The organism is Streptomyces yangpuensis (assembly GCF_024666385.1).
Lineage (GTDB): Bacteria > Actinomycetota > Actinomycetes > Streptomycetales > Streptomycetaceae > Streptomyces > Streptomyces yangpuensis.
Map to the genome: position 1 here is coordinate 6,149,617 of NZ_CP102514.1, position 25,874 is coordinate 6,175,490.

The 25,874-nt window shown below is 73.4% G+C and carries 22 protein-coding genes; 13 read left to right on the forward strand and 9 right to left on the reverse strand.

What is annotated here, in order from left to right:
- The first annotated feature begins 21 nt into the window (after positions 1-21).
- Complete coding sequence (locus tag NRK68_RS27955) at positions 22-1,038, forward strand: TIGR03842 family LLM class F420-dependent oxidoreductase (RefSeq protein WP_183063819.1); 1,017 nt, start codon at positions 22-24, stop codon at positions 1,036-1,038.
- An 85-nt stretch (positions 1,039-1,123) separates the two neighbouring features.
- On the opposite strand, the gene NRK68_RS27960 is transcribed toward NRK68_RS27955, so the two are convergent.
- Complete coding sequence (locus NRK68_RS27960; RefSeq protein WP_183063820.1) at positions 1,124-2,539, reverse strand: MFS transporter; 1,416 nt, start codon at positions 2,537-2,539, stop codon at positions 1,124-1,126.
- A gap of 141 nt (positions 2,540-2,680) precedes the next feature.
- Between NRK68_RS27960 and NRK68_RS27965 the strand changes: the two genes are divergently transcribed.
- The 4 genes from NRK68_RS27965 to NRK68_RS27980 all read left to right on the forward strand — a co-directional run bounded on the left by NRK68_RS27965 (position 2,681) and on the right by NRK68_RS27980 (position 6,554).
- A complete protein-coding gene (locus NRK68_RS27965; RefSeq protein ID WP_257857940.1) occupies positions 2,681-3,502 on the forward strand; it encodes a helix-turn-helix transcriptional regulator in 822 nt (273 codons plus the stop codon).
- Positions 3,503-3,685: 183 nt separating this feature from the next.
- Positions 3,686-4,510 (forward strand): inositol monophosphatase family protein, encoded by an 825-nt coding sequence (locus tag NRK68_RS27970; protein WP_183063822.1) that lies wholly within the window; start codon positions 3,686-3,688, stop codon positions 4,508-4,510.
- Between the two features lie 74 nt (positions 4,511-4,584).
- Positions 4,585-6,003, forward strand: a complete 1,419-nt coding sequence (locus NRK68_RS27975) for a phytoene desaturase family protein (RefSeq protein WP_183063823.1) — start codon at positions 4,585-4,587, stop codon at positions 6,001-6,003.
- Between the two features lie 32 nt (positions 6,004-6,035).
- A complete protein-coding gene (locus tag NRK68_RS27980; RefSeq protein ID WP_183063824.1) occupies positions 6,036-6,554 on the forward strand; it encodes an O-acetyl-ADP-ribose deacetylase in 519 nt (172 codons plus the stop codon).
- A 4-nt stretch (positions 6,555-6,558) separates the two neighbouring features.
- Here the strand turns inward: NRK68_RS27980 and NRK68_RS27985 are convergent, their stop codons facing one another.
- Positions 6,559-7,041 carry an Lrp/AsnC family transcriptional regulator gene (locus NRK68_RS27985; protein WP_183063825.1) on the reverse strand — a complete coding sequence of 161 codons (483 nt, stop codon included), beginning with the start codon at positions 7,039-7,041 and terminating at the stop codon, positions 6,559-6,561.
- Between the two features lie 136 nt (positions 7,042-7,177).
- On the opposite strand from NRK68_RS27985, the gene NRK68_RS27990 reads away from it, so the two are divergent.
- The 5 genes from NRK68_RS27990 to NRK68_RS28010 all read left to right on the forward strand — a co-directional run bounded on the left by NRK68_RS27990 (position 7,178) and on the right by NRK68_RS28010 (position 14,482).
- A complete protein-coding gene (locus NRK68_RS27990; RefSeq protein ID WP_257857103.1) occupies positions 7,178-8,155 on the forward strand; it encodes a DMT family transporter in 978 nt (325 codons plus the stop codon).
- Complete coding sequence (locus NRK68_RS27995) at positions 8,148-9,362, forward strand: amino acid aminotransferase (RefSeq protein ID WP_257857104.1); 1,215 nt, start codon at positions 8,148-8,150, stop codon at positions 9,360-9,362. The genes NRK68_RS27990 and NRK68_RS27995 overlap by 8 nt, the downstream gene beginning before the upstream one ends.
- A 365-nt stretch (positions 9,363-9,727) precedes the next feature.
- Complete coding sequence (locus tag NRK68_RS28000) at positions 9,728-10,837, forward strand: sulfite oxidase (protein ID WP_183063827.1); 1,110 nt, start codon at positions 9,728-9,730, stop codon at positions 10,835-10,837.
- On the forward strand, positions 10,834-12,198 hold the full coding sequence (locus NRK68_RS28005; protein ID WP_183063828.1) for an MBL fold metallo-hydrolase: 1,365 nt from the start codon (positions 10,834-10,836) through the stop codon (positions 12,196-12,198). The genes NRK68_RS28000 and NRK68_RS28005 overlap by 4 nt, the downstream gene beginning before the upstream one ends.
- 217 nt (positions 12,199-12,415) lie before the next feature.
- Positions 12,416-14,482, forward strand: a complete 2,067-nt coding sequence (locus tag NRK68_RS28010) for a SpoIIE family protein phosphatase (RefSeq protein ID WP_183063829.1) — start codon at positions 12,416-12,418, stop codon at positions 14,480-14,482.
- 57 nt (positions 14,483-14,539) lie between these two features.
- Here the strand turns inward: NRK68_RS28010 and NRK68_RS28015 are convergent, their stop codons facing one another.
- Both NRK68_RS28015 and NRK68_RS28020 read right to left on the reverse strand, forming a co-directional pair.
- The gene (locus NRK68_RS28015) at positions 14,540-17,341 is read right to left on the reverse strand and encodes a SpoIIE family protein phosphatase (protein ID WP_257857105.1); all 2,802 of its coding nucleotides are present in this window, start codon (positions 17,339-17,341) and stop codon (positions 14,540-14,542) included.
- 172 nt (positions 17,342-17,513) lie between these two features.
- Entirely contained in the window at positions 17,514-18,662 is a 1,149-nt protein-coding gene (locus NRK68_RS28020) for a glycerate kinase (RefSeq protein ID WP_183063831.1), read from the reverse strand.
- 250 nt (positions 18,663-18,912) lie between these two features.
- Here NRK68_RS28020 and NRK68_RS28025 point away from each other — a divergent pair, with 250 nt between their 5' ends.
- Together NRK68_RS28025 and NRK68_RS28030 are read left to right on the forward strand one after the other, a co-directional pair.
- A complete protein-coding gene (locus NRK68_RS28025) occupies positions 18,913-19,413 on the forward strand; it encodes an NUDIX domain-containing protein (protein WP_030965417.1) in 501 nt (166 codons plus the stop codon).
- Positions 19,414-19,448: 35 nt separating this feature from the next.
- Positions 19,449-19,877, forward strand: coding sequence for a hypothetical protein (locus NRK68_RS28030; RefSeq protein WP_183063832.1), 429 nt, complete (start codon positions 19,449-19,451; stop codon positions 19,875-19,877).
- A 7-nt stretch (positions 19,878-19,884) separates the two neighbouring features.
- On the opposite strand, the gene NRK68_RS28035 is transcribed toward NRK68_RS28030, so the two are convergent.
- Entirely contained in the window at positions 19,885-20,274 is a 390-nt protein-coding gene (locus tag NRK68_RS28035; protein WP_183063833.1) for an SHOCT domain-containing protein, read from the reverse strand.
- A 204-nt stretch (positions 20,275-20,478) separates the two neighbouring features.
- Here NRK68_RS28035 and NRK68_RS28040 point away from each other — a divergent pair, with 204 nt between their 5' ends.
- A complete protein-coding gene (locus NRK68_RS28040; protein ID WP_257857106.1) occupies positions 20,479-21,549 on the forward strand; it encodes a class I SAM-dependent methyltransferase in 1,071 nt (356 codons plus the stop codon).
- Here the strand turns inward: NRK68_RS28040 and NRK68_RS28045 are convergent.
- The 4 genes from NRK68_RS28045 to NRK68_RS28060 all read right to left on the reverse strand — a co-directional run bounded on the left by NRK68_RS28045 (position 21,531) and on the right by NRK68_RS28060 (position 25,807).
- Positions 21,531-22,046, reverse strand: a complete 516-nt coding sequence (locus NRK68_RS28045) for a methylated-DNA--[protein]-cysteine S-methyltransferase (RefSeq protein ID WP_257857107.1) — start codon at positions 22,044-22,046, stop codon at positions 21,531-21,533. The genes NRK68_RS28040 and NRK68_RS28045 overlap by 19 nt on opposite strands.
- Before the next feature lie 12 nt (positions 22,047-22,058).
- Positions 22,059-23,543: a DNA-3-methyladenine glycosylase 2 family protein gene (locus NRK68_RS28050; protein WP_257857108.1), complete on the reverse strand. Its 1,485-nt coding sequence runs from the start codon at positions 23,541-23,543 to the stop codon at positions 22,059-22,061.
- 760 nt (positions 23,544-24,303) lie between these two features.
- Positions 24,304-25,086 (reverse strand): CDP-diacylglycerol--serine O-phosphatidyltransferase, encoded by a 783-nt coding sequence (gene pssA / locus NRK68_RS28055; protein WP_220818446.1) that lies wholly within the window; start codon positions 25,084-25,086, stop codon positions 24,304-24,306.
- Between the two features lie 64 nt (positions 25,087-25,150).
- Positions 25,151-25,807, reverse strand: coding sequence for a phosphatidylserine decarboxylase (locus NRK68_RS28060; RefSeq protein WP_030027411.1), 657 nt, complete (start codon positions 25,805-25,807; stop codon positions 25,151-25,153).
- Positions 25,808-25,874 lie beyond the last annotated feature (67 nt).

A 25,874-nucleotide genomic window follows, 5' to 3' on the forward strand; every position in this document is an offset into this window, starting at 1 on the left:
AGAGCGTCAAGGAGCCGCCCGATGGACTTCGGCCTCGTCCTGCAGACCGACCCGCCCGCCTCCCAGGTCATCAGCCTCATGAAGCGCGCCGAGCGCAACGGCTTCCGCTACGGCTGGACCTTCGACTCCGCCGTGCTGTGGCAGGAGCCGTTCGTCATCTACAGCCAGATCCTGGCCAACACGCAGAAGCTGCACGTCGGCCCGATGGTCACCAACCCGGGCACCCGCACCTGGGAGGTGACCGCCTCCACCTTCGCCACCCTCAACGACATGTACGGCAACCGCACCGTCTGCGGGATCGGGCGCGGCGACTCCGCGATGCGCGTCGCGGGCCGGGCGCCCAACACCCTGGCCCGGCTCGGCGAGGCCATGGACGTCATCCGCGACCTCGCCGAGGGCCGCGAGGCGTCCGTCGACGGCAATCCGATCCGCATCCCCTGGATCAAGGACGGGAAACTGCCCGTCTGGATGGCCGCGTACGGCCCGAAGGCCCTCGCCCTGGCGGGACGGAAGGCCGACGGCTTCATCCTCCAGCTCGCCGACCCCTACCTCACCGAATGGATGATCCACGCGGTCCGCGAGGCGGCCACCGAGGCCGGCCGGGACCCGTCCGCCATCACCATCTGCGTGGCGGCCCCCGCCTACGTCACGGCCGACGCCTCGGCCGGGGCCCTGGCCCACGCCCGGGACCAGTGCCGCTGGTTCGGCGGCATGGTCGGCAACCACGTCGCCGACCTGGTCTCCCGCTACGGCGAGCACTCCAGCATGGTCCCGGAGGAGCTCACCGAGTACATCAAGGCCCGTCAGGGCTACGACTACAGCCACCACGGGCGGGCCGGGAACCCGTCCACCGACTTCGTCCCCGACGAGATCGTCGACCGCTTCTGCCTGCTGGGGCCGGCCGAGGCGCACATCGACAAGCTCCGCGCCCTGCGCGACCTCGGCGTCGACCAGTTCGCCGTCTACGACATGCACGACGCGAAGGAGTCCACGATCGACGCCTACGGCACCCAGGTCATCCCCGCCCTGAACGCCTGACCCGCCCGGCCGGCGCCCCGGCGCCCCGGGGCCCGGCGGTGGCCGGGACCGGGGCTGCTGCGGGGCCCGGGGCGGGCGGGGAAGGTCAGGCCCGCCGGCCGCGGCCCAGGCCGACGGCCACCAGCAGCGCCGCCGCCAGCACGATCACCGCGTCCAGCGCCAGCACCGTCCGCACCCCGCCGAACAGCGTGGCCTGCGTGGTCGCCAGCACACCGAGCAGCGGGATGCCGACGGTGAGGCCGATCTGCTGTGTCGTGGTGACCAGGCCGGTCGCCAGGCCCTGCTGCTCGTCGGGCACGCCGCTCGTCACGACCACCCCGTAGGAGATGATCGCGCCCAGGTGGCACATGCTCGCCAGCGAGACGGCCGCGGTGGCCAGCAGGGCACCCGACCCCGTGCCCACGCCGACCAGTGCCGCCCCCAGGACGCCCTGGCCCACCAGGGACCAGACCAGGGTGCGGCGGGCGCCGAAGCGGCCGATCACCTTCGAGGCGTACGCACCGGCGGCGACCGAGGCGAGGCCCTGGATGCCGAACACCAGACCCGTACGGAAGGACGACAGCCCCAGCGTCTCCTGGAGGTACAGGGTCAGGACGAAGATGACCGTCGACATCATCGAGAACGTCACCAGACCACCGAAGTTGCCCCAGGCGACCGTGCGGCGCTTCAGCATCGGCAGCGAGACCAGCGGAGCCGCCGCCCTCGACTCGACCGCCACGAACACGGCCAGCAGGACCAGCCCGGCCACCAGCGTGCCCCACACGTCGACGTCGCCGAAGCCGCGCTGAGCCGCCGTGGACAGAGAGTAGATCACCGCGAGCAGACCGCCGGTGACGGTGACGGCCCCCGGCACGTCCAGGCGCGGCCGCTCGGTCGTACGCGACTCCGGAAGCAGCCCCGGGGCGAGGACCAGGACGACCACCGCCGTGACCGCGAGCAGGCCCATCGTGGACCGCCAGCCCAGGGTGTCCGTCATGACACCGCCGAGCACCATGCCCACGGTGAACCCGAGCGACATCAGGGTGCCGGAGATGCCGAGCGCCCTGTCGCGCTGCGGACCCTCCGGGAAGGTCGTGGTCAGCAGGGACATGCCGGTCGGCACGATGACCGCCGCCCCCAGGCCCTGCAGGGCCCGCCCGGTCAGGAACGACACCGGATCCCAGGCGAGGGTCGCGAGCACGGAGGCCGCACCGAAGACGGCGAGGCCGGTGAGGAACAGCCGCTTGCGGCCGTACAGGTCGGCGATGCGGCCGAAGAGGAGCAGGAAACCGCCGGACGGCAGGGCGAAGGCGGTGACGGCCCACTGGAGCGCGGACCGGCTCATGCCCAGGTCCGCACCGAGCGCCGGCAGGGCCACGTTCAGCACGGAGAAGTCGAGCGCCACCATGAACTGGGCGGCGCAGAGTACGAAGAGGACCAGCCGGGCCCGCCCGGACAGCCGGCCGTCCTCGGGGGCCGCCGGGTGCGGCCCGGTGGTCGTGGTCTGTGTGTCGATCGCCATGTCCACCACCCTCGCGGCCCGGGAATGCCCGTGCGGAGTGGGAACTTATCCTGTTGGTGGCACCACCAGGCAGCCGAACAGGGGGAGTTTGTGGCGACAGCGACCGACGAGCGCCGACGGTCCGAACTGCGCGAGTTCCTGATGAGCAGACGGGCCAGGATCACCCCGACGGAGGCCGGCCTGCCGGACGGCGGGGCCCGCCGCCGCACCCCGGGCCTGCGCCGCGAGGAGGTCGCCGTACTCGCCGGGGTGGGCGTCTCCTGGTACCAGTGGCTGGAACAGGGCCGCGACATCACGGTGTCCGGGCAGGTCCTGGATTCCGTGGGCCGGGTGCTGAAGCTGACCAGCGCCGAGCGCCGGCACCTGTACGCGCTCGCCGGGCTGAACCCGCCCGCCCTGGAGGTCGCGCCGGGCGACCAGGACATGTGCGACGGTCTGCGGCGCCTGATCGAGGCGTGGATGCCCTTCCCCGCGCACATCATGGACGTCTACTGGAACACCGTCCTCTACAACGACGCGGCGTCGCTGGTCTTCGGCCTGCGCCCGGACACCGTGCAGAACTGCCTGATCGCCTTCTTCACCGACCCCCTCTACCGGGCCCGCGCCACGCGCTGGGAGGAGATCGCCGGCCAGGTCGTCGCCCAGTTCCGGGCCGCCTGCTCGGAGAGGCCCCACGACGACGGCTTCCGGGCGGTCATCGAGGAGGCCCGCGCGCTCAGCCCCGAATTCGCCGAACTGTGGGAACGCGGCGACGTGCGGCCGGGCGGACAGACGAAGAAGGAGATCGAGCACCCCGCCGCCGGCACGCTCTTCCTGGAGTCGACGCAGCTACGGGTACCGGCCCGCCCGGACCTGGCGATCGTGCTGCACACACCGCTGCCGGGCACCGGGACCGCGGAGAAGCTGGAGTGGCTGACGTCGCCCGAGGGCCGGCGCGCGGCGATGTTCCCGGTCGCCGGCTGACCCCTCCCGCGGCAGCCGCCGGGGAGGGGGCCCGGGGAGGGGGCCCGGGAGGCGACCGGGGGAGGCGACCGGACCGGCCGCCGCGCCCGCCCCGGGGCCGTTCACCCGGAGGCCACCCGGTGTCCGACCGGGTGTCCGGTAGTGGCGGTGGGGTTTGCCGGCCGGGCGTGCTTTGCTGGAGGCATGATCGATGAGTTCCTGGCCCATGGCCTGCCCGATGTGGAAGAAGCCGTCCGCAAGGCGGCGGCGATCGAGATCATGCCGCGATTCAGGCAGCTCGCCGAGCACGAGGTCGACCAGAAGAGCGGCCCCCACGACCTGGTGACCGTCGCCGACCGCAAGGCCGAGGAGCACCTCACGGCCTCCCTGACGCACCTGCTGCCCGGCTCGGCCGTGGTCGGCGAGGAAGCCGTCCACGCCGACCCCACCGTGTACGAGGCGCTGCGCGCGGACGCTCCCGTGTGGATCGTCGACCCCGTCGACGGCACCCGCCAGTTCGTCAACGGGGACCCGGCCTTCTGCACCCTGGTCGCGCTGGCCGTGCGCGGCGAGATCCTCGCCTCCTGGACCTTCGCCCCGGCACTGGAGGAGCTCGCCACCGCCGTCCGCGGCCGGGGCGCCTACGTCAACGGCGAGCGGATCCACAGCGGTTCGCCCGAACCCGGCGCGGACCTGCGGGTCGCCACCGCCCACCCGCTCTACACCTCCGACGAGAACAAGCGCACCCTGGCCCGGCTCGACGTACCCGGCGTCGCGGCCCGCCCCTGCGGCTCGGCCGGCCTGGAGTACCTGAAGGTGGCCCGCGGGGAGATGGACGCCCTCGCCTTCACCTGGCCCTCGGCGTGGGACCACGCCGCCGGACTGCTGCTGGTCGCCGAGGCGGGCGGCGCACAGAGCACCGTCGACGGTGTCCCCTTCCGGGTGGACCGCGACAACGCCCTGCCGTTCGCCGTCGGCCGGGACGAGCCCACCGCCGTACGCATCCGGGAACTGCTCCGGGGCCGATAAGGAGTCCGGTACCGCGCACGCGTCGCCATATCCTGGGGGCGCAGGCGCCACCACCGGAAACGAAGGAGTCGCACGTGCCGTCGATTTTCGATGTGGTCGTGGTCGGAGCGGGGCCGAACGGGCTGACGGCCGCCGTCGAACTGGCCCGGCGCGGCTTCTCCGTTGCCGTCTTCGAAGCCGCCGACACGATCGGCGGCGGAGCCCGGACCGAGGAACTCACCCTCCCCGGCTTCCGGCACGACCCCTGCTCGGCGGTGCACCCGCTCGGCGCCGGCTCGCCGGTCTTCGCCACGATGCCGCTGAAGCGGTACGGGCTGGAGTGGCTGCACGCCCCGCTGCCCATGGCGCACCCCTTCGACGACGGCACGGCCGCCGTCCTCTCGCGTTCCGTCGCGCAGACGGCGGCGTCGCTGGGGCCGCGCGACGCGGGCACCTACCGGCGCCTGGTGGGGCCGTTCCTCGGCCGATGGGACAGCCTGGCCCGGGACTTCATGTCCCTGCCGAACACCGCGCTGCCCCGCGACCCGGTGACCCTCGCCCGGTTCGGGCTCGCCGGGCTGCCGCCCTCGACCTGGCTGCTGCGCCGGTTCCAGGACGAACGGGCGCGGGCCCTGTTCGCGGGGCTCGTCGCCCACGTCATCGCCCCGCTCGGCGGGATCGGCACCGGCGCCGTCGGCCTGGTCTTCGCCCTCGCCGCCCATGCGGGCGGCTGGCCCATGGCCCGCGGCGGCTCCCAGTCGATCTCCGACGCCCTCGCCTCCTACCTGCGCGACCTCGGCGGTTCGATCCACACCGACTTCGAGGTCAAGCGGCTCGACGACCTCCCGCCCGCCCGCGCCTACGTCTTCGACACCTCGCCTACCGCGCTGGCCAGGATCGCCCGCCTCGGCCGCGTCTACGACGGCTACCGGTACGGCGCCAGCGTCTTCAAGATCGACTACGCGCTGGACGGCCCGGTCCCGTGGACGGCCGAGGAGCCGCGCCGCGCCGGCACCGTCCAGGTCGGCCCGCGCATGCGCGACATCGACGCCGCCCTGCAGCTCGCCTCCGGCGGCCGGGCGCCCCGCGCGCCGTTCCTCATCACGGCACAACCCAGCCTGGCCGACCCCGGCAGGGCCCCCGAGGGCAAGCACGTCTTCTGGGCGTACGGGCACGTCCCCGCCGGCTGGGACGGCGACCTCACCGACGCCGTCGAACGCCAACTGGAGCGCTTCGCCCCGGGCTTCCGCGATCTGGTCCTCGCCCGCGCCACGGCCGGCCCGCCCCAGCTGGCCGCCCGCAACCCCAACTACATCGGCGGGGACATCGCCTGCGGAGCCGCCTCCGGCCTCCAGCTCCTGCTGCGCCCCCGGCTCAGCCTCTCCCCGTACTCGACGGCCCACCCGGCGGTCTTCCTCTGCTCCTCGGCGACCCCGCCGGGCCCGGGCGTCCACGGCATGTCCGGCCACAACGCCGCCAAGGCGGTCTGGCGCCACCTGCGCAAGGCCGCCTGAGACCGCCCGGCCCCACCCGCGAAAGGACCCCCATGGTCCGCATCACCCTGGTCCGCGGCGACATCACCGCCCAGCAGGCCGACGCCATCGTCAACGCCGCGAACTCCTCGCTGCTCGGCGGCGGCGGGGTCGACGGCGCCATCCACCGCAAGGGCGGCCCGGAGATCCTCGCGGCCTGCGAGGACCTGCGGCGCGGCCACTACGGCAAGGGCCTGCCGACGGGCCGGGCCGTGGCCACCACCGCCGGCCGGCTGGCCGCCGAGCACGTCATCCACACCGTCGGTCCCGTCTGGTCGCGGGAGGAGGACCGCTCGGAGCTGCTCGCCTCCTGCTACCGCGAGTCGCTGCGCGTCGCCGACGAGCTGGGCGCCCGTACGGTCGCCTTCCCGGCCATCTCCACCGGCATCTACGGCTGGCCCATGGACGACGGGGCGCGGATCGCCGTACGTACGGTCCTGTCCGCCCGCACCGACGTCCAGGAGGTGCGCTTCGTCCTCTTCGACGAAGCCGCCCACGCCGCCTTCGAGGCGGCCGTCGAAGCCACCCGTTAGGCGCTCACACCGGCCGGCGCGGGGTGCCCGGCGCCGGGCGGGGGTACGTCCTGGTCTGCTTGACGCTGCCGTACGCGAAGCTCGACTCGATCGAGGCGATCCCGGGGATGGCGTGGATGCGGTGGCGCACCAGGGCCTCGTACGCCTCCAGGTCCTCGATGACGACCCGGAGCAGGTAGTCGCTGCTCCCCGCCATCAGGTAGCAGTCCTGGATGTGCTCGATGACCGCGACGTGCTCCTCGAAGAGCCGCACCGCCTCCGCCGTGTGCCGCTCCAGCCGGATCCGGACGAAGACGGTCACCGGCAGTCCGAACGCGACCTGGTCGACCATGGCCGTGTAACCGCGGATCAGGCCCGCCTCCTCCAGCCGCCGGACCCGGCGCAGGCAGGGCGAGGGGGACAGTCGGACGCGATCGGCCAGCTCCTGGTTGGAAAGACGCCCGTCTGTCTGCAATTCCCGGATTATCTGCAGATCAACTGCGTCCATGGCCACTCCTTGGCAGATCCTGCCCCAAACGTATGTCCGAGAGGCAGAACTGGCAATCGGCTGCCCCGGCCCAAGCCCTAACGTTGCCCTCGAACGGACCGGACCGGCCCGTGTTCCAGAGGCTGGAGTGGATCCCTTGGTCGCGACGCACACCACCCGGGCGACCCTGCCTCCCGATGCGGCGGGCCCGCGCGCCGGACACCCCGGCCGGCGCGGGCTCTCCCCCCAGGCCCAGGGGATGCTGGCACTGCTGGTGACGGTGTCGATCTGGGCGGCGTTCGCGCTCAGCGCCCGCGCCCTCAGCAGTTCCTCCCTGCTGCCCGCCGATGCCGCGCTGCTCCGGTTCGGCCTCCCCCTCGTCCTGCTGCTGCCCGCCCTGTGGCGGCGCCGCCACGCCATCGCCGCGGTGCGGCCGGGCCCCGCCCTCAAGATCGTCTGCGGTGCGGGGGTGCCCTTCTTCCTGGCCGCGATGCACGGCGGAGCGCTGACCTCCGCGGCGTTCGTCGGCTCCATCGTCCCCGGCATGGTCCCGCTCTTCGTCTCCCTGATCATGATCCGGCGCGGCCACGGCGTCCCCAGGGGCACACAGGCCGTCGGCCTCGCCCTGATCGCGGCCGGTGTCCTCGCCCTCGTCTGGCGCTACCTCGTCCCCGTGGACACCGACGTCCTCGCCGGCTCCGGCATCCTCCTGGTCGCCAGCGGCCTGTGGGCCCTCTACACCGTGGGGCTGCGCGAGGTGGACCTCGACCCCGTCGGATCGATCGGGCTGCTGTGCCTGCCCTCCTTCGTGATCATCGGAGTGCTCGTCCTGACCGGCGTCCTCCCCACCGGGATCGCGCACGCCGCGCGCACCGACATCGCGCTCTTCCTGGTCGTGCAGGGTCTCGGAGTGGGGCTGTGCGCGGGCCTGCTCTACGCCTTCGCCATCCGCCGCCTCGGCGCCGAACGCAGCTCCGTCGTCGGCAGCCTCAGCCCCGTCGCCGTGGTCCTGCTCGCGATCCCCCTGCTCGGCGAGACACCCACCGTCGCCGTCCTCGTCGGCGTCCCCCTGATCACCGCCGGCGTCGTCCTCGCCAACCGCCGCCCCCGACCCGAGGTCCCCGCAGATGCTTGAGCTCCTTCCCACGCCGCCCACCGACCCGCTGTGGGACCTGACGTACGAGTTCGGCGGCGACGAGCGGCCCGAACGACTGAACCTCGTCCTCGGCGTCTACCGGGACCAGAGCGGGTCCACCCCCGTCATGACCGCCGTCCGCGAGGCCGAGATCCGGCTCGCACAGCGCTCCGAGTCCAAGGAGTACCGCGGGCTGTCCGGCAACACCGCCTTCAACACCTCCCTGCTCGACCTGGTCCTGGGCCCCGACGGGCCCGCCGAGCGGGCCGCGGCCGTCCAGACCGTCGCGGGCTCCGGCGCCCTGCGCCTCCTCGCCGACCTCGTCTTCCGTACCCGCCCGGGCGCGACGGTGTGGATCAGCGACCCGGCCTACGTCAACCACCGGCCGATCCTGGAGGCCGCCGGCCTCAAGGTCCGCACCTACGGGTGGCGCGACGCCGAGGGCGGCTTCGACACGGCCGGCGTGCTGCGGGAGCTCGCGGACGCGGGACGCGACGACGTCGTCCTGCTCCAGGGGTGCTGCCACAACCCCTCGGGCGTCGACCCCCTGCTGGACGACTGGGAAGCGCTGGCCGAGTCGGCCCTGCGCGGCGGCTGGGTGCCCTTCGTCGACCTCGCCTACCACGGACTCGGCGACGGCCTGGAGGCCGACCTGCTGGCCACGCGGATGCTGGCCTCCCGGGTGCCCGAGATGCTGATCGCCGTGAGCTGTTCGAAGAACTTCGGCCTCTACAGCGACCGCGTCGGCTGCGCCATCGTGCTCGGCGCCTCGGCCAAGGCCGTGCGGCACGCCGAGACGGCCCTGCAGAACGCCGCCCGCACCCTGTACTCCATGCCGCCCGAGCACGGCGCCGCCGTCGTGACCACGATCCTCCAGGACGCGGGGCTGCGCGCCTCCTGGCGGGCCGAGCTGGACGTGATGCGCGGCCGGATCATGGCCAACCGGGCGGACCTGACCGCCCACCTCGGCAATCTCGGCTGCGCGGAGCAGGCCCGCTCGCTGGCCCGGCAGAAGGGCATGTTCTCGATGCTGCCGCTGACCCCGAACCAGATGCTGCGGCTGCGCAGGCAGTACGCCATCTACGGGACGACCTCGGGGCGGATCAACATCGCCGGCATCCCGGCCCACCGGATCCCCTGCCTGGCCCGGGGGATCGCGGCGGTCCTCGACACCGCCGAGGCGCCCCGCCCGCGCGAACTCGCCTGAACCCGGACGCGCTCCCGGGCCGGCGCCCGTCGGGGCGCGGCCCGGGAGTCACCGCTCGCTCACTTCGGGTCGGTTTCCTTGAAACAGCGGGAGTACACGACAGTCCCCGGCAGTCCGTCGATGCCATGAGCCATCCGCCGTCGCCGATGGCTCCCGTGGTCGACAGGTGCTGCCGGGGGCCTGGCCAGAGCCTGGAGAGTAGTCACTCGAACCCCAGGACGTCTCCTGAGGGAGGTGCGGCTCTTTCCGGTGATCCGGTGTATTGACGAGTCTCCTCCCTATTTGTCCTGAGTCAAGGGGTTCGCGGACGTAGGCTGGAAGAAATTCGCGTCGCGCTCCGGACCAGGCCGACGGGAGGTGTGGCCATGACAGCAGCGCCGGATTCCCGGGTCGCCCGCGGGCCCGGCGCCACCGTCTGGGCACCCGAGACGGTCACCGCCGACCCGTACAACGCCCAGACCCCGTCGGCCGCGCTGGCCGAGCCGGTCACCCCCGCGGCGGCCCTCTTCGTACGCGACCACTTCGGCATTCCGCCGGCCGAACCCGGCCGGTGGCGGCTGCGGATCGGCGGCGCCGTGGCCACCGCCTTCTCCATCGGCCACGCAGAGCTCCTCACCCTGGAACACCGCGAGCTCGACGTCGTCGTCGAATGCGCGGGCAACGGCCGCAGCCTGATGCGGCCGGCCCCGCCCGGCGTGCCCTGGGGCCAGCGGGCGGTGGGCTGCGCACACTTCGCGGGCGTGCCCTTCCGCCTCCTCGCCGACCGCGCCGGGATCGACCCGGCGGCCGTCGAGATCGTCTTCACCGGAGCCGACTCCGGCACGGTCCGCGGCCGCCGGACCCCGTTCGAACGCAGCCTCCCGCTCACCGTCGCCCGCCACCCGGACACCCTCCTCGCCACCCGCATGAACGGCGAGCCGCTCACCCCCGAGCACGGAGCGCCGGTCCGTCTGCTGGTCCCCGGCCGGTACGCCGTCGCAGATGTGAAGTGGCTGGTCGGGGCGCGGGCCGTGACCGGCCCCTTCACCGGGGTCTTCCAGGCCGAGGAGTACCTCTACGTCGACCCGCGCGGCACCCCCGAAGGCCCCGTGACGGCCCTGCGGGTCAAGTCGCTCATCACCGAGCCCGCACCGGACGACGACGTGCGCCGCGGCCACGAGACCCTGGTCCGCGGCCACGCCTGGTCGGGCGACGGGGTACCCGTCCGCAGGGTCGAGGTGCGGGCCGCGCACGAGGACGACGGCAGCGACCCGGACCACCTCCGCGGCTGGCACGAAGCCGCCCTCGAACCACCGGCCGGGCCCTACGCCTGGCGGAGCTGGTCCTACCGGTGGACCCCGCAGCAGCCCGGACCGTACCGGCTGCTCTCCCGCGCGACCGACGCCCGCGGCGACACACAGCCGCCGCAGGCCCCGTGGAACGCCCGCGGCTACGGCTGCAACCCCGTGGCCTCCGTCGAAGTGGTGGTCGTATGAACGCTTCCGAGGCGACGATCGAGGTCATCGCCACCCCGTCGCTCGGGGACACCAGCTACCTGCTCGTCAGCGGCGACGAAGCCGCCCTCGTCGACCCGCAGCGGGACATCTGGGACCTGGTGGAGTCCTGTACCGCCAAGGGCGTCGGGATCCGCTACGTCCTGGAGACGCACGTGCACAACGACTACGTCTCCGGCGCGCTGGAGGTCAGAGCGGCGACCGGCGCCACGGTCGCGGGACCGGCCCGCGCACCCTACGGCTTCGACCACCTGCCCCTGGCCGAGGACGACGAGATCCTCGTCGGCGACGTCACCGTACGAGCCGTGGAAACCCCGGGCCACACCGCCGAACACACCTCCTACCTGGTCTTCGACGACACCGACCGGGCCCCGTCGGCCGTCTTCACCGGCGGCAGCCTCCTCGTCGGCAACGCCGGCCGGACCGACCTGTCCGGCAGCGGCCGTACGGAGGAACTCGCCCGGGCCCAGTACCGGACCCTGCGCCGGCTCGCCCTGCTCCCCGACGGCACCCGCGTCCTGCCGACCCATGGCGCGGGCAGCTCCTGCGCGGCCGGCCCGGTGTCGGGGGAGCGGACCAGCACGGTCGGCGCCGAACGGCGCACCAACCCCGTACTGACCGCCCAGGACGAGGAGGAGTTCGTCAGAGGACGGATGTCGGGCCTGCCCCCGTACCCCGCCTACTACCACCACATGGGACCCATCAACGGGCACGGGCCACACGTCCTCGGCGGCCCGCCCACCCTCCGCCCGCTCACCCCGGCCATGGTGGAGGGGCTCGCCGGCGGCGGCGCGCAGATCGTCGACGGGCGCGACCGGGCCGCCTTCGCCGCCGGCCATCTGCCCGACTCGATCTGCGACGAGCTCGACGACCGCTTCGCGAGCCTCGTCGGTGAGGTCGTCCCCTTCGGCACGCGCCTGGTCCTCGTCCTGCCGGAACCCGCCGGGGACGCCGCCCACGAGGCGATGGCCCAGCTCCTGCGGATCGGCTACGACGACGTCGCCGGATACCTGGCGGGAGGGCCCGACGCCTGGGCGGCCGCAGGCCGCCCACTGCGCACCTTCCGCACCGCGGACGCAGCCGCCTCGGCCGGGCACCTGGCCGGCCGGCTGCTGCTCGACGTGCGGCCGGACCGCCCCGAGGGCGGCATCCCCGGCTCGCTCGCCGTACCCCTGGCCGAACTGCCCCGCAGGATCGGCGAGCTGCCCCGGGACCGGGAGATCTGGGTGGTGTGCGGCAGCGGCCGCCGGGCGGCCGTCGCCGCGGGCCTGATCGACCGGGCGGGGATCCCGGTGACCGCCGTGATCAGCGGCGGGGTCCGGGAGCTCATGGCCCACGCCTGAGGAGCCGGGTCCGCACGGCCCACGCGAGGGGTCGGGGTCCGCACGGCCCACGCGCGATTTCCCGACGCCCGGTTTCCCGAGGCCGGTCTCCGGTGTTTCCCGCCGCCCCCGCCGAGGTACTGGTCCTTACCCACCCCTCCGGGCGGACGCAGGGCCCTGCGCCGACGCCTCGGATAGGGTGAACCGGTAGGAATCGGGCCCCACGGGGTGAGGTCGTGTGGACACTTACCAGTCGACGAGCGCGGTGCCGGACCCGCCGGCGGCGGCTGTCGGCTACGCGGGCGTACTCCGCGAGCTGCTGCCGATCGCCCTGTGGCGGGAGGACGCCGACGGCCGCATCGTGGAGTGGTCACTGGCCGCCCAGGACCTCCTCGGGCACCGCCCCGAGGACATCATCGGCCGCCCCGGCGCCTCCGTCCTGGTCCCCGAAGCCAACCACGAGCTCGCCGACCAGCTGACCCGCCGCGTCCAGGCCGGCGAGAGCGTCGTCGGCACCCTCCCCGTCCGCCACCGCGACGGGCACCGCGTCGTGATGGAGATGTGGATCGTCCCCGCCGTCGACGCCACCGGGCGGATGGGAGCCCTGCTCATCGCCGTGGAGACCTCCGAGGTCCTCCACATGCGCGACTCCCTCGCCGCCCTGCAGAGCCTCTTCACCCAGTCGCCCATCGGCCTCGCCACCCTCGGCCCCGACCTGCGGTTCCTCCGCGTCAACGACGCGCTGGCCCGCATGAACGGCGTCTCCGCCGCCGAACACCTCGGCAAACGGCTCACCGAAGTGGTCCCCGGCGTCAACGCCGTCGCCCTGGAGACGACCATGCGGCAGGTCCTCGACCGGGGCACCGCCGTCGTCGATGTCCGCCGCACCGGCCGGACCCCCGCCGACCCCGACCACGACCGGACCTGGTCCTGCTCCTACGCCCCCCTCCTGGACGGCTCCGGCCGGGCCCTCGGCGTGATCGCCTCCCTCATCGACATCACCGACAGCCAGCAGGCCCAGGCCGAGGCCGAGCTGGCCCAGCACCGCCTGGCCCTGCTCGCGGAGGCGGGCGCCCGCATCGGCACGACCCTCGACCTGCACCAGACCGCCCAGGAGATCGTGGAACAGCTCGTACCGCAGCTCTCCGACTCCGCCGACGTACAACTGCTGGAATCCGTCCTCGGCCCCGACGAGGGCGCGGCCCCCGCCGCCTCCACCCGCGGGGTCCTGCGCCGCCTGGCGGCCCGCTTCCCCGACCCGGACGCCCCCACCGCGAAACTCGCCGCCGGCCAGACCTTCCAGATCCCCGCGGGCACCGTCTACGAGCGGGTCATCACCGAGGGCCTGCCCCTGAACCTCTACGTCTCCGACATCCCCGCCCTGATCACCTCCCCCCGCGCCGCCGCGCTGCGCGCCTACCTGGCCACCCTGGGATCCGCCCGCCTGGTCCCGCTCGTCGCCCGCGGCACCGTCCTGGGCGCCGTCACCGTCACCCGGACGCGCGAGCGCCCGCCCTTCGACGAGCAGGAATGCGTCCTCGTCGACGAACTCGTCGCCCGCGCGGCCCTCAACATCGACAACGCCCGCATGTACACCCGCCAGCGCCAGGCCGCCCTGACCCTCCAGCGCAGCCTCACCAACAGCGCCCTGCCCGAGGTCCCCGGCCTCGAACTCACCGGCCGCTACCTGCCCGCCAGCGACCACGACGTCGGCGGGGACTGGTTCGACGCCATCCCGCTGCCTGGCGGCCGGACCGGGCTCGTCATCGGGGACGTCATGGGCCACGGGATCCACGCGGCCGCCGTCATGGGCCAGCTGCGCACGGCCGTACGCACCCTCGCACGCCACGGCGTACCCCCCGCCCAGCTCCTGCGCTCTCTCGACGCCGTCGTCGCCGACCTGGGCGAGGACGAGATGGCGACCTGCGTGTACGCCGTCCACCACGCGGCGTCCGGGACCTGCGTGATCGCGCGGGCCGGCCACCCGCCGCCCGCCGTCGTCGCCACCGACGGGAGCGTCACCTTCCTCCACGGCCCGCCCGGGACCCCGCTGGGCGCGGGCGGCCGGGACTTCCGCACCGAGGAGGTGCACCTCCCGCCCGGCAGCCTGCTCGTCCTCTACACCGACGGACTCATCGAGGCCCGGGACCGCGACCTCGACCAGGGCATGGAGCAGCTGGGAGCGGCCCTGCACGGCGTGCAGCAGCCCCTGGACGGGCTGTGCGACCAGATCCTGCGGCGGCTGCTCCCGTGCGCCCAGCAGGACGACGTGGCGATGCTGCTGGCCCGCTCCCGGCCGGCCTGACCGGCCCGCCGCCGACCGCCCGGGGCGGCCCCGGCGGGGCCACGCGGCCCGCCCGGCTCACCAGGCCATGTCCTCCAGCGCGTCCAGGTCCAGCGGCGCCGGCGGCTGCGGCTCCGCACCCCCGGTCAGCGGCAGCTGGGCCCAGATGACCTTCCCGCGGTCGGTGTACCGGGTGCCCCACCGTTCGGCGTACTGCGCGACGAGGAACAGCCCGCGCCCGCCCTCGTCGGTGGTGGCCGCGTACCGCAGGTGCGGGGAGGTGCTGCTGCCGTCGGAGACCTCGCAGATCAGGCTCCGGTCCCGCAGCAGCCGCACCCGGACGGGCGCGCTCCCGTACCGGATCGCGTTGGTGACCAGCTCGCTGAGGATCAGCTCCACGGGGAAGGCGAGATCCTCCAGGCCCCACTCGACGAGCTGCGCCGAACCGGCGTTGCGCACCCGCGAGACGGCCGAGGGCTCCCCGGGAACCTCCCATTCGGCGATCCGGTCCGCCTCCAGCCGCCGCGTGTCCGCGATCAGCAGGGCGATGTCGTCGCTCGGCACCGGGAACAGCAACGTGTCGAGCACGTCCGAGGCCGCCTCGTCGGGGCTGCGTCCGGGCTGCGACAGCGTGTCGGCGAGGAGGCGGAGGCCGGTGTCGAAGTCCCGGTCGCGGCCCTCCACCAGGCCGTCCGTGAACAGCACGAGCCGGCTGCCCTCGGGCACCTCGAAGTCGACCGCCTCGAACGGCATCCCGCCCACGCCGAGCGGGATCCCGGCCGGCAGCTCGGGGAACTCCACCCGGCCGTCGGGGCGGATCAGCGCGGGCCCGGGATGGCCGGCGCTCGCCATCCGGCACCGCCCGGAGACCGGATCGTAGACCGCGTACAGGCAGGTGGCGCCGGTGACGGCGGAGGCGCGCCCGGCCGCGGCGCCGGGTTCCGGATCCTCCCCGGCCGCCCCGCTCCCGTCCCCGTCCCCGTCCCCGCCCGCGCGCGCGTTCGCGTCCCCGTCCACCAGCCAGCCCCCGGCCTCGTCCTGGTCGATCCGGTTGATCAGCTCGTCCAGGTGCCCGAGCAGCTCGTCGGGCGGCAGGTCCAGGGTGGAGAAGTTGTGCACCGCCGTCCGCAGCCGGCCCATGGTCGCCGCGGCGTGCACCCCGTGACCGACGACGTCGCCCACGACCAGCGCGACCCGGGCACCCGGCAGCTGGATCACGTCGAACCAGTCGCCCCCCACCCCCGCCGTCGCCGGCAGATAGCGGTAGGCGACCTCCACGGCGCTCTGGTCGGGCAGCACCCGCGGCAGCAGGCTGCGCTGGAGGGTCACCGCCATCGAGTGCTCACGGGTGAAACGGCGCGCGTTGTCGATGGAGACGGCCGCCCGCGCGCCCAGTTCCTCCGCGAAGGACAGGTCCTCCCCGTCGAAGGGCTCCGGGGTGTCGGCGCGCCAGAAGTTGGCCATCCCCAGGACCACCCCGCGGGCCTGCAGGGGTACGGAGATCAGCGAGTGCAGCCCGTAGTCCAGGGCCGTCCGGGTGCCCTGGGAGTCCTGCGCCCGCCAGCCCATGGCCGCGTTGAGATCGGCCGCCAGCACGGCGTGCCCGGCGTCCAGGGCGGCCGCCATCGGGGCCGTCGGCACCTCGAACCGGATCAGGTCGCCGACCGGCTGCAGCGGCGAGTCGGTGCGGATGCCGCTGATGGCCGCCCGGCGCATCTCGGTGTACACACCGGTTCCGGAGGGCTCGTCCCCGCGCAGCACGGGCTCCAGCAGCTCCACCGTCACGAAGTCGGCGAAGCGCGGCACGGCCACCTCCGACAGCTCCTCGGCGGTCCGCGCCACGTCCAGCGTGGTGCCGATCCGCACACCCGCGTCGTACAGCAGCTGCAGGCGGCTGCGGGCCACCTCGGCCCGGCCGGAGAGCGAGGCCAGCTCGGTCGAGTCGCGCAGGGTCACCACACGGCCCGCCGGGCGCCCCGCGTACGCCATGGTGGGCCGGACGTTGACCGCGAGCAGCCGGTCGCCCGCCAGGTGCACGTGGTCCGTCACGACACGGCCCGAGGCGAGCAGCTCGGTGGTGCGCGGATCGAGGCCGAGGTCGCCGACGGCGCGCTCCTCGGCGTCCTCCGGCAGGTCCAGCAGCCTGCGGGCCTCGTCGTTGGCCAGGATGAGCCGCTGGTCGTTGCCGATGATGAGCACGCCCTCGCGCACGGCGTGCAGAACGGCCTCGTGGTGTTCGTTCATCCGGGTCATCTCGGCGGCGCCCAGGCCGCGGGTCTGGCGCAGCAGCCGTCGGCTCACCAGGGCGGATCCGGCGGTACCGAGCAGCAGACCGGTCGCCGTGGCCCCCACGAGGAGCGGGAGCTGCCCCTCGACCGCGTGGGTGACGTTCTCGACCTCTATCCCGGTGGCGACCAGGCCGATGATGTCGCCGTCCGCGTTCCGTACGGGCACCACCGCCCGGACCGCGTCGCTCGGCTGTCCCCTGAAGACCTGGGTGAACGATTCGCCGGCGACGGCCCGGGAGATGTCCGAGGCGCGCTTGCCGATCAGCTCGGGCCGCGAGTCGGTGTAGCGGACCCCTCGGAGGTCCATCACCGCGATGAAGTCGAGGCCCGAGGCCCGGCGGGCGGCCTCGGCCAGCGGCTGGAGCGCGGCCGTCGGATCCGGCGACAGCAGGGCCTCCGGGAGGCCGGGGGCGTGCGCGAAGGCCTCGGCGGCGGCCAGCGAGCGGTTGCGCGCGTCGCGCTGGCTGTCGTAGCGGGCCTGGAAGACCAGGGCCAGCGCGGCGGCGGTGATCAGCAGCACCACGATCAGCGCCTGGAGGGCGAAGACCTGACCGGCGACGCTGTGCGCCCCCCGGGACAGGCGCGCGGACATGCGCGAACCCCTCCCGGTCGGCTGTCGCCCCGAACGTCCGGTCATGAGCCCTTTCTAACACTGTCCCGGGCTTTGGGCGTGACCGGACGGTCCCGGCGCCCCGGCCACCGCCCGGGGGAACGACCGAGGCCCGGCCCCGGGGCGGGGGACCGGGCCGGTGGGCCGGGGTGGATCAGAGGACGTCGGCGGCGATGTTCGCCGCGACCTGCTCCAGGAGGGGACCCGCGTTCGGGATGGACTTGGCCGGGTCGGGCTCCAGGTCCGTCAGCGGGTACGCCTTGCGGATGCCGGCCGCCTCCAGGGCCTCCTGGCCCAGCAGCAGCCTTCCGCAGACCGCCACGACCGGCTTGCCCGCGGCGCGCGCGGCCGCCGCGACGCCCGCGGGGGCCTTGCCGTGCAGGGTCTGCTCGTCCAGCGAGCCCTCACCGGTGATCACGAGCGTGGCCCGCTCCAGCGCCGGCGCGAAGCCCAGCACCTCCAGCATCAGCTCGATACCGGGCCGGAAGCTCGCGCCCAGCAGCAGCGCGCCGTAGCCGATGCCGCCCGCGCCGCCCGCGCCGGGGGAGGCGGCGAGCTCGGCGGCCTTGGGGCCGATCGCCTTCTCCAGCACCTGCGCGTAGTGCGCCAGCGCCGCGTCGAGCGTCGCCACGTCCTCGGGCGAGGCGCCCTTCTGCGGGCCGTAGACGGCCGCGCAGCCCTTGGGGCCGGTCAGCGGGTTGTCCACGTCGCTGGCCAGGACGAAGTCGACCTCCGCGAAGCGCGGATCCACGCCCGACAGGTCGGCCGAGGCCAGATCGGCCAGCGCGCCGCCGCCCGGACCGACCGGTTCGCCGTTCGCATCCAGGAACACCGCGCCGAGCGCCGCCAGCATCCCGGCGCCGCCGTCCGTGGTGGCGCTGCCGCCGACGCCGAAGACGATCGAGCGGGCGCCCGCGTCCAGCGCGGCCCTGAGGACCTCGCCCGAGCCGTACGTGGTCGCCGTCAGCGCGGCGAAGGTGCCCGCCGGCAGCAGCTGGAGGCCGGAGGCCTCCGCCATCTCGACCACCGCGGTACCCCCGCGCAGCGCGAAGGCGGCCGTGACCTGGTCACCGAGGGGCCCGGTGACCCGTACCTCCCGGCGTTCGAAACCGGCCGCCACGGCGGCCGCGACCGTACCGTCGCCGCCGTCCGCGACGGGGAGGGTCTCGATCTCCACGCCGGGTACGGCCCTGCGAAGGCCGGCCGTCACCCGCTCCGCGACCTGAACGGCCGTGAGCGAGCCCTTGAATTTGTCCGCGGCGATGAGCACGCGCGCGGCCTCAGTTACTGCTCCGTCCGTCACCTTGCTATCCCTTGCTATCGAACAGTGCAGTCGCGCCGCCATGAGCTTATCCGGAGGATCCTCCTATGCCCATGAGTGGCCTGGGCCACACCGGGCGCGCCATGCCCCTAAATACGGATATACGCCTGCATAGTGTGGCCGGATGAGCGCCGAATCACTGGAACAGCCACGTCCGGCCACCCCGGGCGGGGTCCACGGCACCGAACCGGGGCGGGCGGCCGGCCCGCGGCCCCCTGGATAGGGTGGCCGGGTGACCACCACGGATGACTACGCCACGTACATCGCGAGCCTGCCCCGGGTGCTTGCCGGCGCCGCCGCCCTCTACCGGGACGCCGAGGGCCGGGTCCTGCTCGTCGAGCCCAACTACCGCGAGGGCTGGGCCCTGCCGGGCGGCACCATCGAGTCGGACCAGGGCGAGTCGCCGCGCACCGCGGCCCGCCGGGAGAGCGCCGAGGAGATCGGCATCGACGTCCCGCTCGGCCGCCTGCTCGCCGTGGACTGGACGATCGGCCCCGACCGCCCGCCGCTCGTCGCCTACCTCTACGACGGGGGCGTGCTCGACGAGGCCCAGTTCGCCTCGATCAGGCTCCAGGAGGAGGAACTGATCTCGTGGCGGCTGGTCGACCCCGCCGAACTCACCGCCTACCTCCCCGGATCGCTGGGGCGGCGCGCCGAAGAGGCCTGCCGGGTCCTCCGGTCGGGCGAGGGCACCGCGGAACTGGAGAACGGCCGGCCGCCGGCCACCCCGTGACACCCGGCCCACTTCGACCAGGACAGAATCAAAAGATGATCACGATGTACGCCTGGCCCAGCACGGCCGACGGGCCGGACGCCCTGCCCATGGTCCACTTCACCACGGACGAGCAGGCCGGCGGTGAGGTCACCCCCGACGGGACGCCGGTGTGGCTCTTCGACACCGCGATACGCGAGGGGGGCTGGTCCCAGTTCGCCGACTTCGAGGGCTGGTCCACCCCCGCGCCCCAGTGGCGGGCCCTCTACCGCCGTGAGGACGACTTCCTCGCCGTCACCGGCCCCGGCGCCTGCGAAGGCTGGTACGAGGGCACGCTCGGCGCCGACGCCGACTGGGTGGCGGCGGCCGCCACCCAGCAGAGCGTGGTGCTGCTCGCCGCCCCCGTGCAGCACCCCTCGCTCTACGGCTACGCCGTCGAGGCCGGCGCCGCCTTCGCCCTGCTCGTCCCCCTGCTCGTGGTCTGACCCCGGGTCAGGCCAGCAGCTTGGCCTTGGCGCGGTCGAACTCCGCCTGGGTGATGTCGCCCTTGTCCTTGAGGGCGGAGAGCTTGTGCAGCTCGTCCGCCGAACCGCCGCCGGGGGCCGCCGCCTGCTGGACGTAGCTCTTGAAGGCCGCCTCGTTCTCCTGCATCTGCTTCATCTCCCGCTCGGTCATGCTCTTCCCGCGGGCGATGAGGTACACGAACACGCCGAGGAACGGCAGGATCAGCACGAAGATCAGCCAGCCCGCCTTGCCCCAGCCGCTCAGCGTGTGGTCACGGAAGATGTCCGTGATGATCTTGAAGAGCAGGAAGAACCACATGATCCAGAGGAACAGCCACAGCATCGTCCAGAAGAGGTTCAGAAGCGGATAGTCGTCCATGCCCGGCTCCGATCGTGTAGCGGTATCTCTTTCATACAGGTGCTCCTGTATGTCCGCATTCGGAGCGGTATGCCGCCGACTCCTTGGAGTGACTTCGGCCCCGTCACCGCTGCGGCGGCCCCACCGGAAGGCACCCGGATGCTTGCCTGGGGTCCGGGCCGCACACCGTGGCCGCAGCCGACCACCCCTCAGGAGCACCCCCGCATGGCCGCACCCCAGGAACCGGACGGCGCCGAGGTCGAAGCCTTCATGGAAAAGGCCCTCGGCGACCTGAGCGGGGCCATGGCCACGGCCCTGTGCGCTCTCGGCGACCGGCTCGGCCTGTTCAAGGCCCTCGCCGAAGGCGGCCCGGCCCGCAGCCACGACCTCGCGGACCGGCTGGACCTGAACGAACGCTACGTCCGCGAATGGCTGCGCGGCCTCACGGCCGCCGGCTACCTCGCCGAACCCGAACCGGGCACCTTCGCCCTGCCGCCCGAGCACGCCCCCGCGCTCGCCGACGAGTCCGGACCGATGTTCCTCGGCGGCATCCACCAGATGCTCCCCGGCCTCTGGCAGCCCTACGAACAACTCGTCGAGGCCTTCCGCACGGGCGGCGGCGTACCACAGGCCGCCTACCCGCCCGCCGTGTTCGACGGCATGAGCCGCTTCACCGGCAGCTGGTTCGAGAGCGTCATGATCGACGACTGGCTCTCCACCTTCCCGCACGTCATCGGCAAACTCGAACGCGGCAGCCACGTCGCCGACGTCGGCTGCGGCGCCGGCCGGGCCCTGATCGTGCTCGCCAAGGCCTTCCCGCGCTCACGCTTCACCGGCTTCGACGTCTTCCCGGCACAGGTCGAACGCGCCCGCGCCAACGCCGAACGGGCAGGAGTCGCCGACCGGGTCACCTTCCGCACCCTCGACGTCGCCCAGGGCCTCCCCGACCGCTACGACATCGTCACCACCTTCGACGTCATCCACGACGCGGCGGACCCGCGGGGCCTGCTGGCCGCCATCAGGTCCGCCGTCAAGGACAACGGCGACTACCTCATGCTGGAGGCCAACTCCCGCGACCGCCCCGAGGACAACGTGGGCCCGGCCGCCTCCCTGATGTACGGATTCAGCGTCTTCTACTGCATGACCACGTCCCTCGCCGACGACGGCGCCGCCCTCGGCACCTGCGGCCTGCCCGAGACGACCGTCCGCGCCCTGTGCACCGAAGCCGGCTTCGGCGAGGTCACCCGCTGCCCCACCGAAGACCCCTTCAACGCCCTCTACGACGTCAGGCCCTGACCGGCCTCGAACGCCAGCAGCCGCACCTTGCGCTCGACCCCGCCGCCGTAGCCGGTCATGCTGCCGGAAGCACCGATCACCCGGTGGCACGGCACGATGATCCCGACCGGGTTCTTCCCGTTCGCCAGCCCCACCGCGCGCGAGGCGTTGGGCTTGCCCAGCCTCGCCGCGAGCTCCCCGTACGACCACGTCTCGCCGTACGGGATCCGCACGAGCTGCTCCCACACACTGCGCTGGAACTCCGTGCCCTCCAGCCGCAGCGGAAGGTCGAAAGCGGTCAACTCCCCGGCGAAATAGGCGGTCAGCTGACGCGCCACTTCGGGGAACGGCTCCTCCGTGGCCGCCACCCGCTCCCCGAAGGACTCCTCGGCCGGCCGATGCCGCTGCCCGGCCATGTACAGACCGCTCAGGACGCCGTCCACGGCCACCAGGGTGAGCGGACCGTACGGGCTGTCGACGACGGTGTGCTGCTTGCTGCTGTTCACGGCGGTTCGCATGACTGCTGCTCCTCAGACGGGCAGGTGGTTGATGGGGTGGGAGTCCGTGGCCCACAGGTACTGGACGGCGTACGCACGCCACGGCCGCCAGCCGGCGGCCCGCGCCGTCAGCGCGGAGGGGGTGGACGGCAGGCCGAGCCCCTGCGCCGCGCGCCGGACACCCAGATCGGACGGCAGGAACGCGTCCGGGTCGCCCAGCGCCCGCATCGCGATCACCTCCGTCGTCCACGGACCGAAACCGGGCAGCGCCGAGAGCTGCGCACGGGCCGCGTCCCAGTCGCTGTCGAAGCCGAGCGGCAGCGAACCGTCGGCCAGCGCCGAGACCAGGGTGGTGAGCGTGGCCCGCCGGCTGCGCGGCAGGGCCAGCGACTCCGGATCGAGCCCGGCCAGGGCCTGCGGGGAGGGGAAGAGGTGGGTCAGCCCGCCCATCGGGTCCTCGACGCGCTCGCCGTACGCCGTGACCAGCCGGGCGGCGTGCGTGCGCGCCGCCGCCGTGGACACCTGCTGCCCCAGCACGGCCCGTACGGCGAACTCCGCCGCGTCGACCGTACGGGGAACCCGGCGGCCGGGAGCCTTGTCCACCAGCGGCGCCAGCAGCGGGTCCGAGCGCAGCTGCTCGTCGACGGCCTCGGGGTCGGCGTCGAGGTCGAGCATCCAGCGGCAGCGGCTGATGGCGATGGTCAGGTCGCGCAGATCGGTGAGGGCGAGGCGGCAGCCGATGTGGTCGGGCTGCGGGGTGAGGGCGACGACCCCGGTGCCGTGGGGGAGGCGCAGGGTGCGGCGGTAGGCGCCGTCGCGCCACTCCTCGACCCCGGGGACCGCGGTCGCGGCGAGGTGGCCGAAGAGGTTGTCGGGGTTCAGGGGCGTGCGGAACGGCAGCCGCAGGCTGATCGTCCCCGGGATCCGGGGCGGGGCGTCCTTCCTCCGGCCGGCCTTCACGGACCGCTCCCGCAGCTCGCTGGGGGAGAGGGCGAACACCTCGCGGACGGTGTCGTTGAAGGTCCGGATGGAGGAGAAGCCGGCCGCGAAGGCGATGTCGCCCATCGGCAGCTCGGAGGTCTCGATGAGCAGCCGGGCCGTCTGCGCGCGCTGCGCCCTGGCCAGGGCGAGGGGGCCGGCGCCGAGCTCCGCGCCCAGCTGGCGCTCCACCTGGCGGGTGGAGTAGCCGAGGCGGGCGGCCAGGCCGGGGACGCCCTCGCGGTCGACGACGCCGTCCCGGATCAGCCGCATCGCACGTGCGACGGCGTCGGCGCGGGCGTTCCACTCGGGAGAACCGGGGCTGGTGTCGGGCCGGCACCGCTTGCACGCACGGAACCCGGCCTGCTGGCAGGCGGCGGCGCTGGGCAGGAAGGTCATGTTCTCGACCTTCGGGGGGACGGCGGGACAGCTGGGACGGCAGTAGATCCGGGTGGTCAGGACGGCGGTGAAGAACCAGCCGTCGAAGCGGGCGTCCTTCGACTGCACGGCCCTTACGCAACGCTCGGTGTCGGTGTGCATGGCTCCAGGATCCGGGGCGTGATCGCCGGCGGCTGGCGGTTTTCCGACATCAAGGCTAGCGGGGGTGGGGGCGGGGCGGGGCGGGGCCGGGTCGGTGGTGGGGGCGGGGCCGTGGCCGGCGGCGGGGCGGGGGCCGTCCGGGGTAGGCATGATTTATGGCCCCCGGACCCATCCGGAAAGTACTCGGCGGTGAGGGCCACAAATCACGTTTTACACCCCGGACGACCCCCGCCCCACCACCGACCCCGTCCCCGCCCGCGCCGCCGGCACACCAGCCAGCCGGCCCGCCACCGTAGGCCCCAGGGGCCGGTACGGCCAGGCGGCCAGCCAGGCCGCCAGCCCTTCACCTGGCCTTAGGGGCGGGTGACGGACACAGTCCCCCTTCCCACGGGCAGCGGCTCGGAGGCCACGGGGCGCCGTAAGTGCCCTGGGAGGCTGCCCCCTGCCCCCTGTCCCCGCCCGCCCCGCGGGTCGGGCGGGGACAGCCGTTCTGGAGACATGGCGCGGGTCGGGGACGGACGGGAGGGGGCGGTGGCGGGGTGGGGAGTGTCCGGGGTGTCAAACGTGATTTGTGGCCCTCGCCGCCGAGTTCTGTGCGGTACTGCTCGGGGGCCATAAATCATGCCTACCCCGGACACTCCCCACCCCGCCGCCGCCCCCGGCCCAGCCCCGCCACCGCCCAGCCCCACCACCGCCCAGCCCCGGACGCGCAGAGGCCCCGGATGCCGATGGCATCCGGGGCCTCCTCGAACCTGCCGAGCTAGCGCAGCGACGTCGCTCGGGCCTCGCGCCGGTTGTGCCGGAAGGTGTTCGCCCTCCGCGTCGTCGCGAACAGCGGGATCGTCGCCGCCATCGCGATCTGCAGGGCGCAGCCGGTCTGGAGCAGCAGCTGGCCGCCCGGGGCGTCGAATGCCCAGGCCGCCAGGAGCCCCATCGCGCTGATGATCCAGCAGAGCATCGCCACCGCGAGGACACCCCGCGGCTTGGGGTACTCGACCCGGCTCACCATCAGCCAGGCCACCCCGATGATCGCCAGCAGCGTCGGGATGAACGGCAGCTCCAGCAGGACGATCGAGACGACCGTCAGCGCGCCGAAGGGGCTCGGCATGCCCTGGAACATGCCGTCCTTCATCGTCACGCAGCTGAATCTCGCGAGCCGGAGCACCACGGCGAGCAGCACCACGATCGCGGCCAGTGCCGACATCTTCTGGTCCGCGTCGACGGCGACCATGCCGTAGACCAGGACGAAGTAGGCCGGCGCCAGGCCGAAGCTGATCAGGTCGGACAGGTTGTCCAGCTCGGCACCCATCGGCGAGCTGCGCAGCTTGCGGGCCACGATGCCGTCGAAGAGGTCGAATACCGCGGCGAGCAGCATCAGTATCACGGCCGTGGCCGCGCTGTTGCGGGCCATGCCCGTCTCGCCGCTCCCGGTGAGGTGCGGGATGAGGATTCCGGTGGTGGTGAAGTACACCGCCATGAATCCGCACGTGGCGTTGCCGAGGGTGAGGGTGTCCGCTATCGACAGCCGCAGCGAGAGCGGCATGTCGTCCTCGGCGGACTCCTCCTCGGTGGACTCGGGCACCCAGCCGGTGGCCGGAGTCTCAGGGTCAGTCACGGTCAATTCGTGTCACCCCCGCGGTGGTGGCCTGACCGACCTCGACCGCGACTTCGACGCCCTCCGGGAGGTAGATGTCGACGCGGGAACCGAAGCGGATCAGACCGATGCGTTCGCCCTGCTCCACCTTGGTGCCGGCCGGCAGGTACGGGACGATGCGCCGGGCGACGGCGCCGGCGATCTGCACCATCTCGATGTCGCCGAGCTCGGTGTCGAAGTGCCAGACAACGCGCTCGTTGTTCTCGCTCTCCTTGTTGAAGGCCGGGACGAATCCGCCGGGGATGTGCTCCACGGACGTCACCGTGCCCGCGAGGGGCGCGCGGTTGACGTGGACGTTGAGCGGGCTCATGAAGATCGCGACCCGGGTCCGTCCGTCCTTCCACGGCATGATGCTCTGCACCACACCGTCGGCGGGCGAGATGACACGGCCCTGGGCGATCTCACGCTCGGGGTCGCGGAAGAACCACAGCATGCCCGCGGCGAGCGCGGTTGCGGGCACGGCCGCGGCGGCCCAGCGTCCGGACTTGCGGGCCCGGGTGAGGCTGAGCGCCGCGGTGGCGACGGTCGGCAGAAGCCACGGCGATGCTCCGCGGGCGAGACGTACGCCGAGTCGGCTGTCGCGGGGTGCAGAGGTTTGGCTGTGGGGCATGGATGACCTTCGTAGCGGGTGATTGCCGCGCCGCAAACAGGGGGACGGGACGGCGGCTTTACTGGAA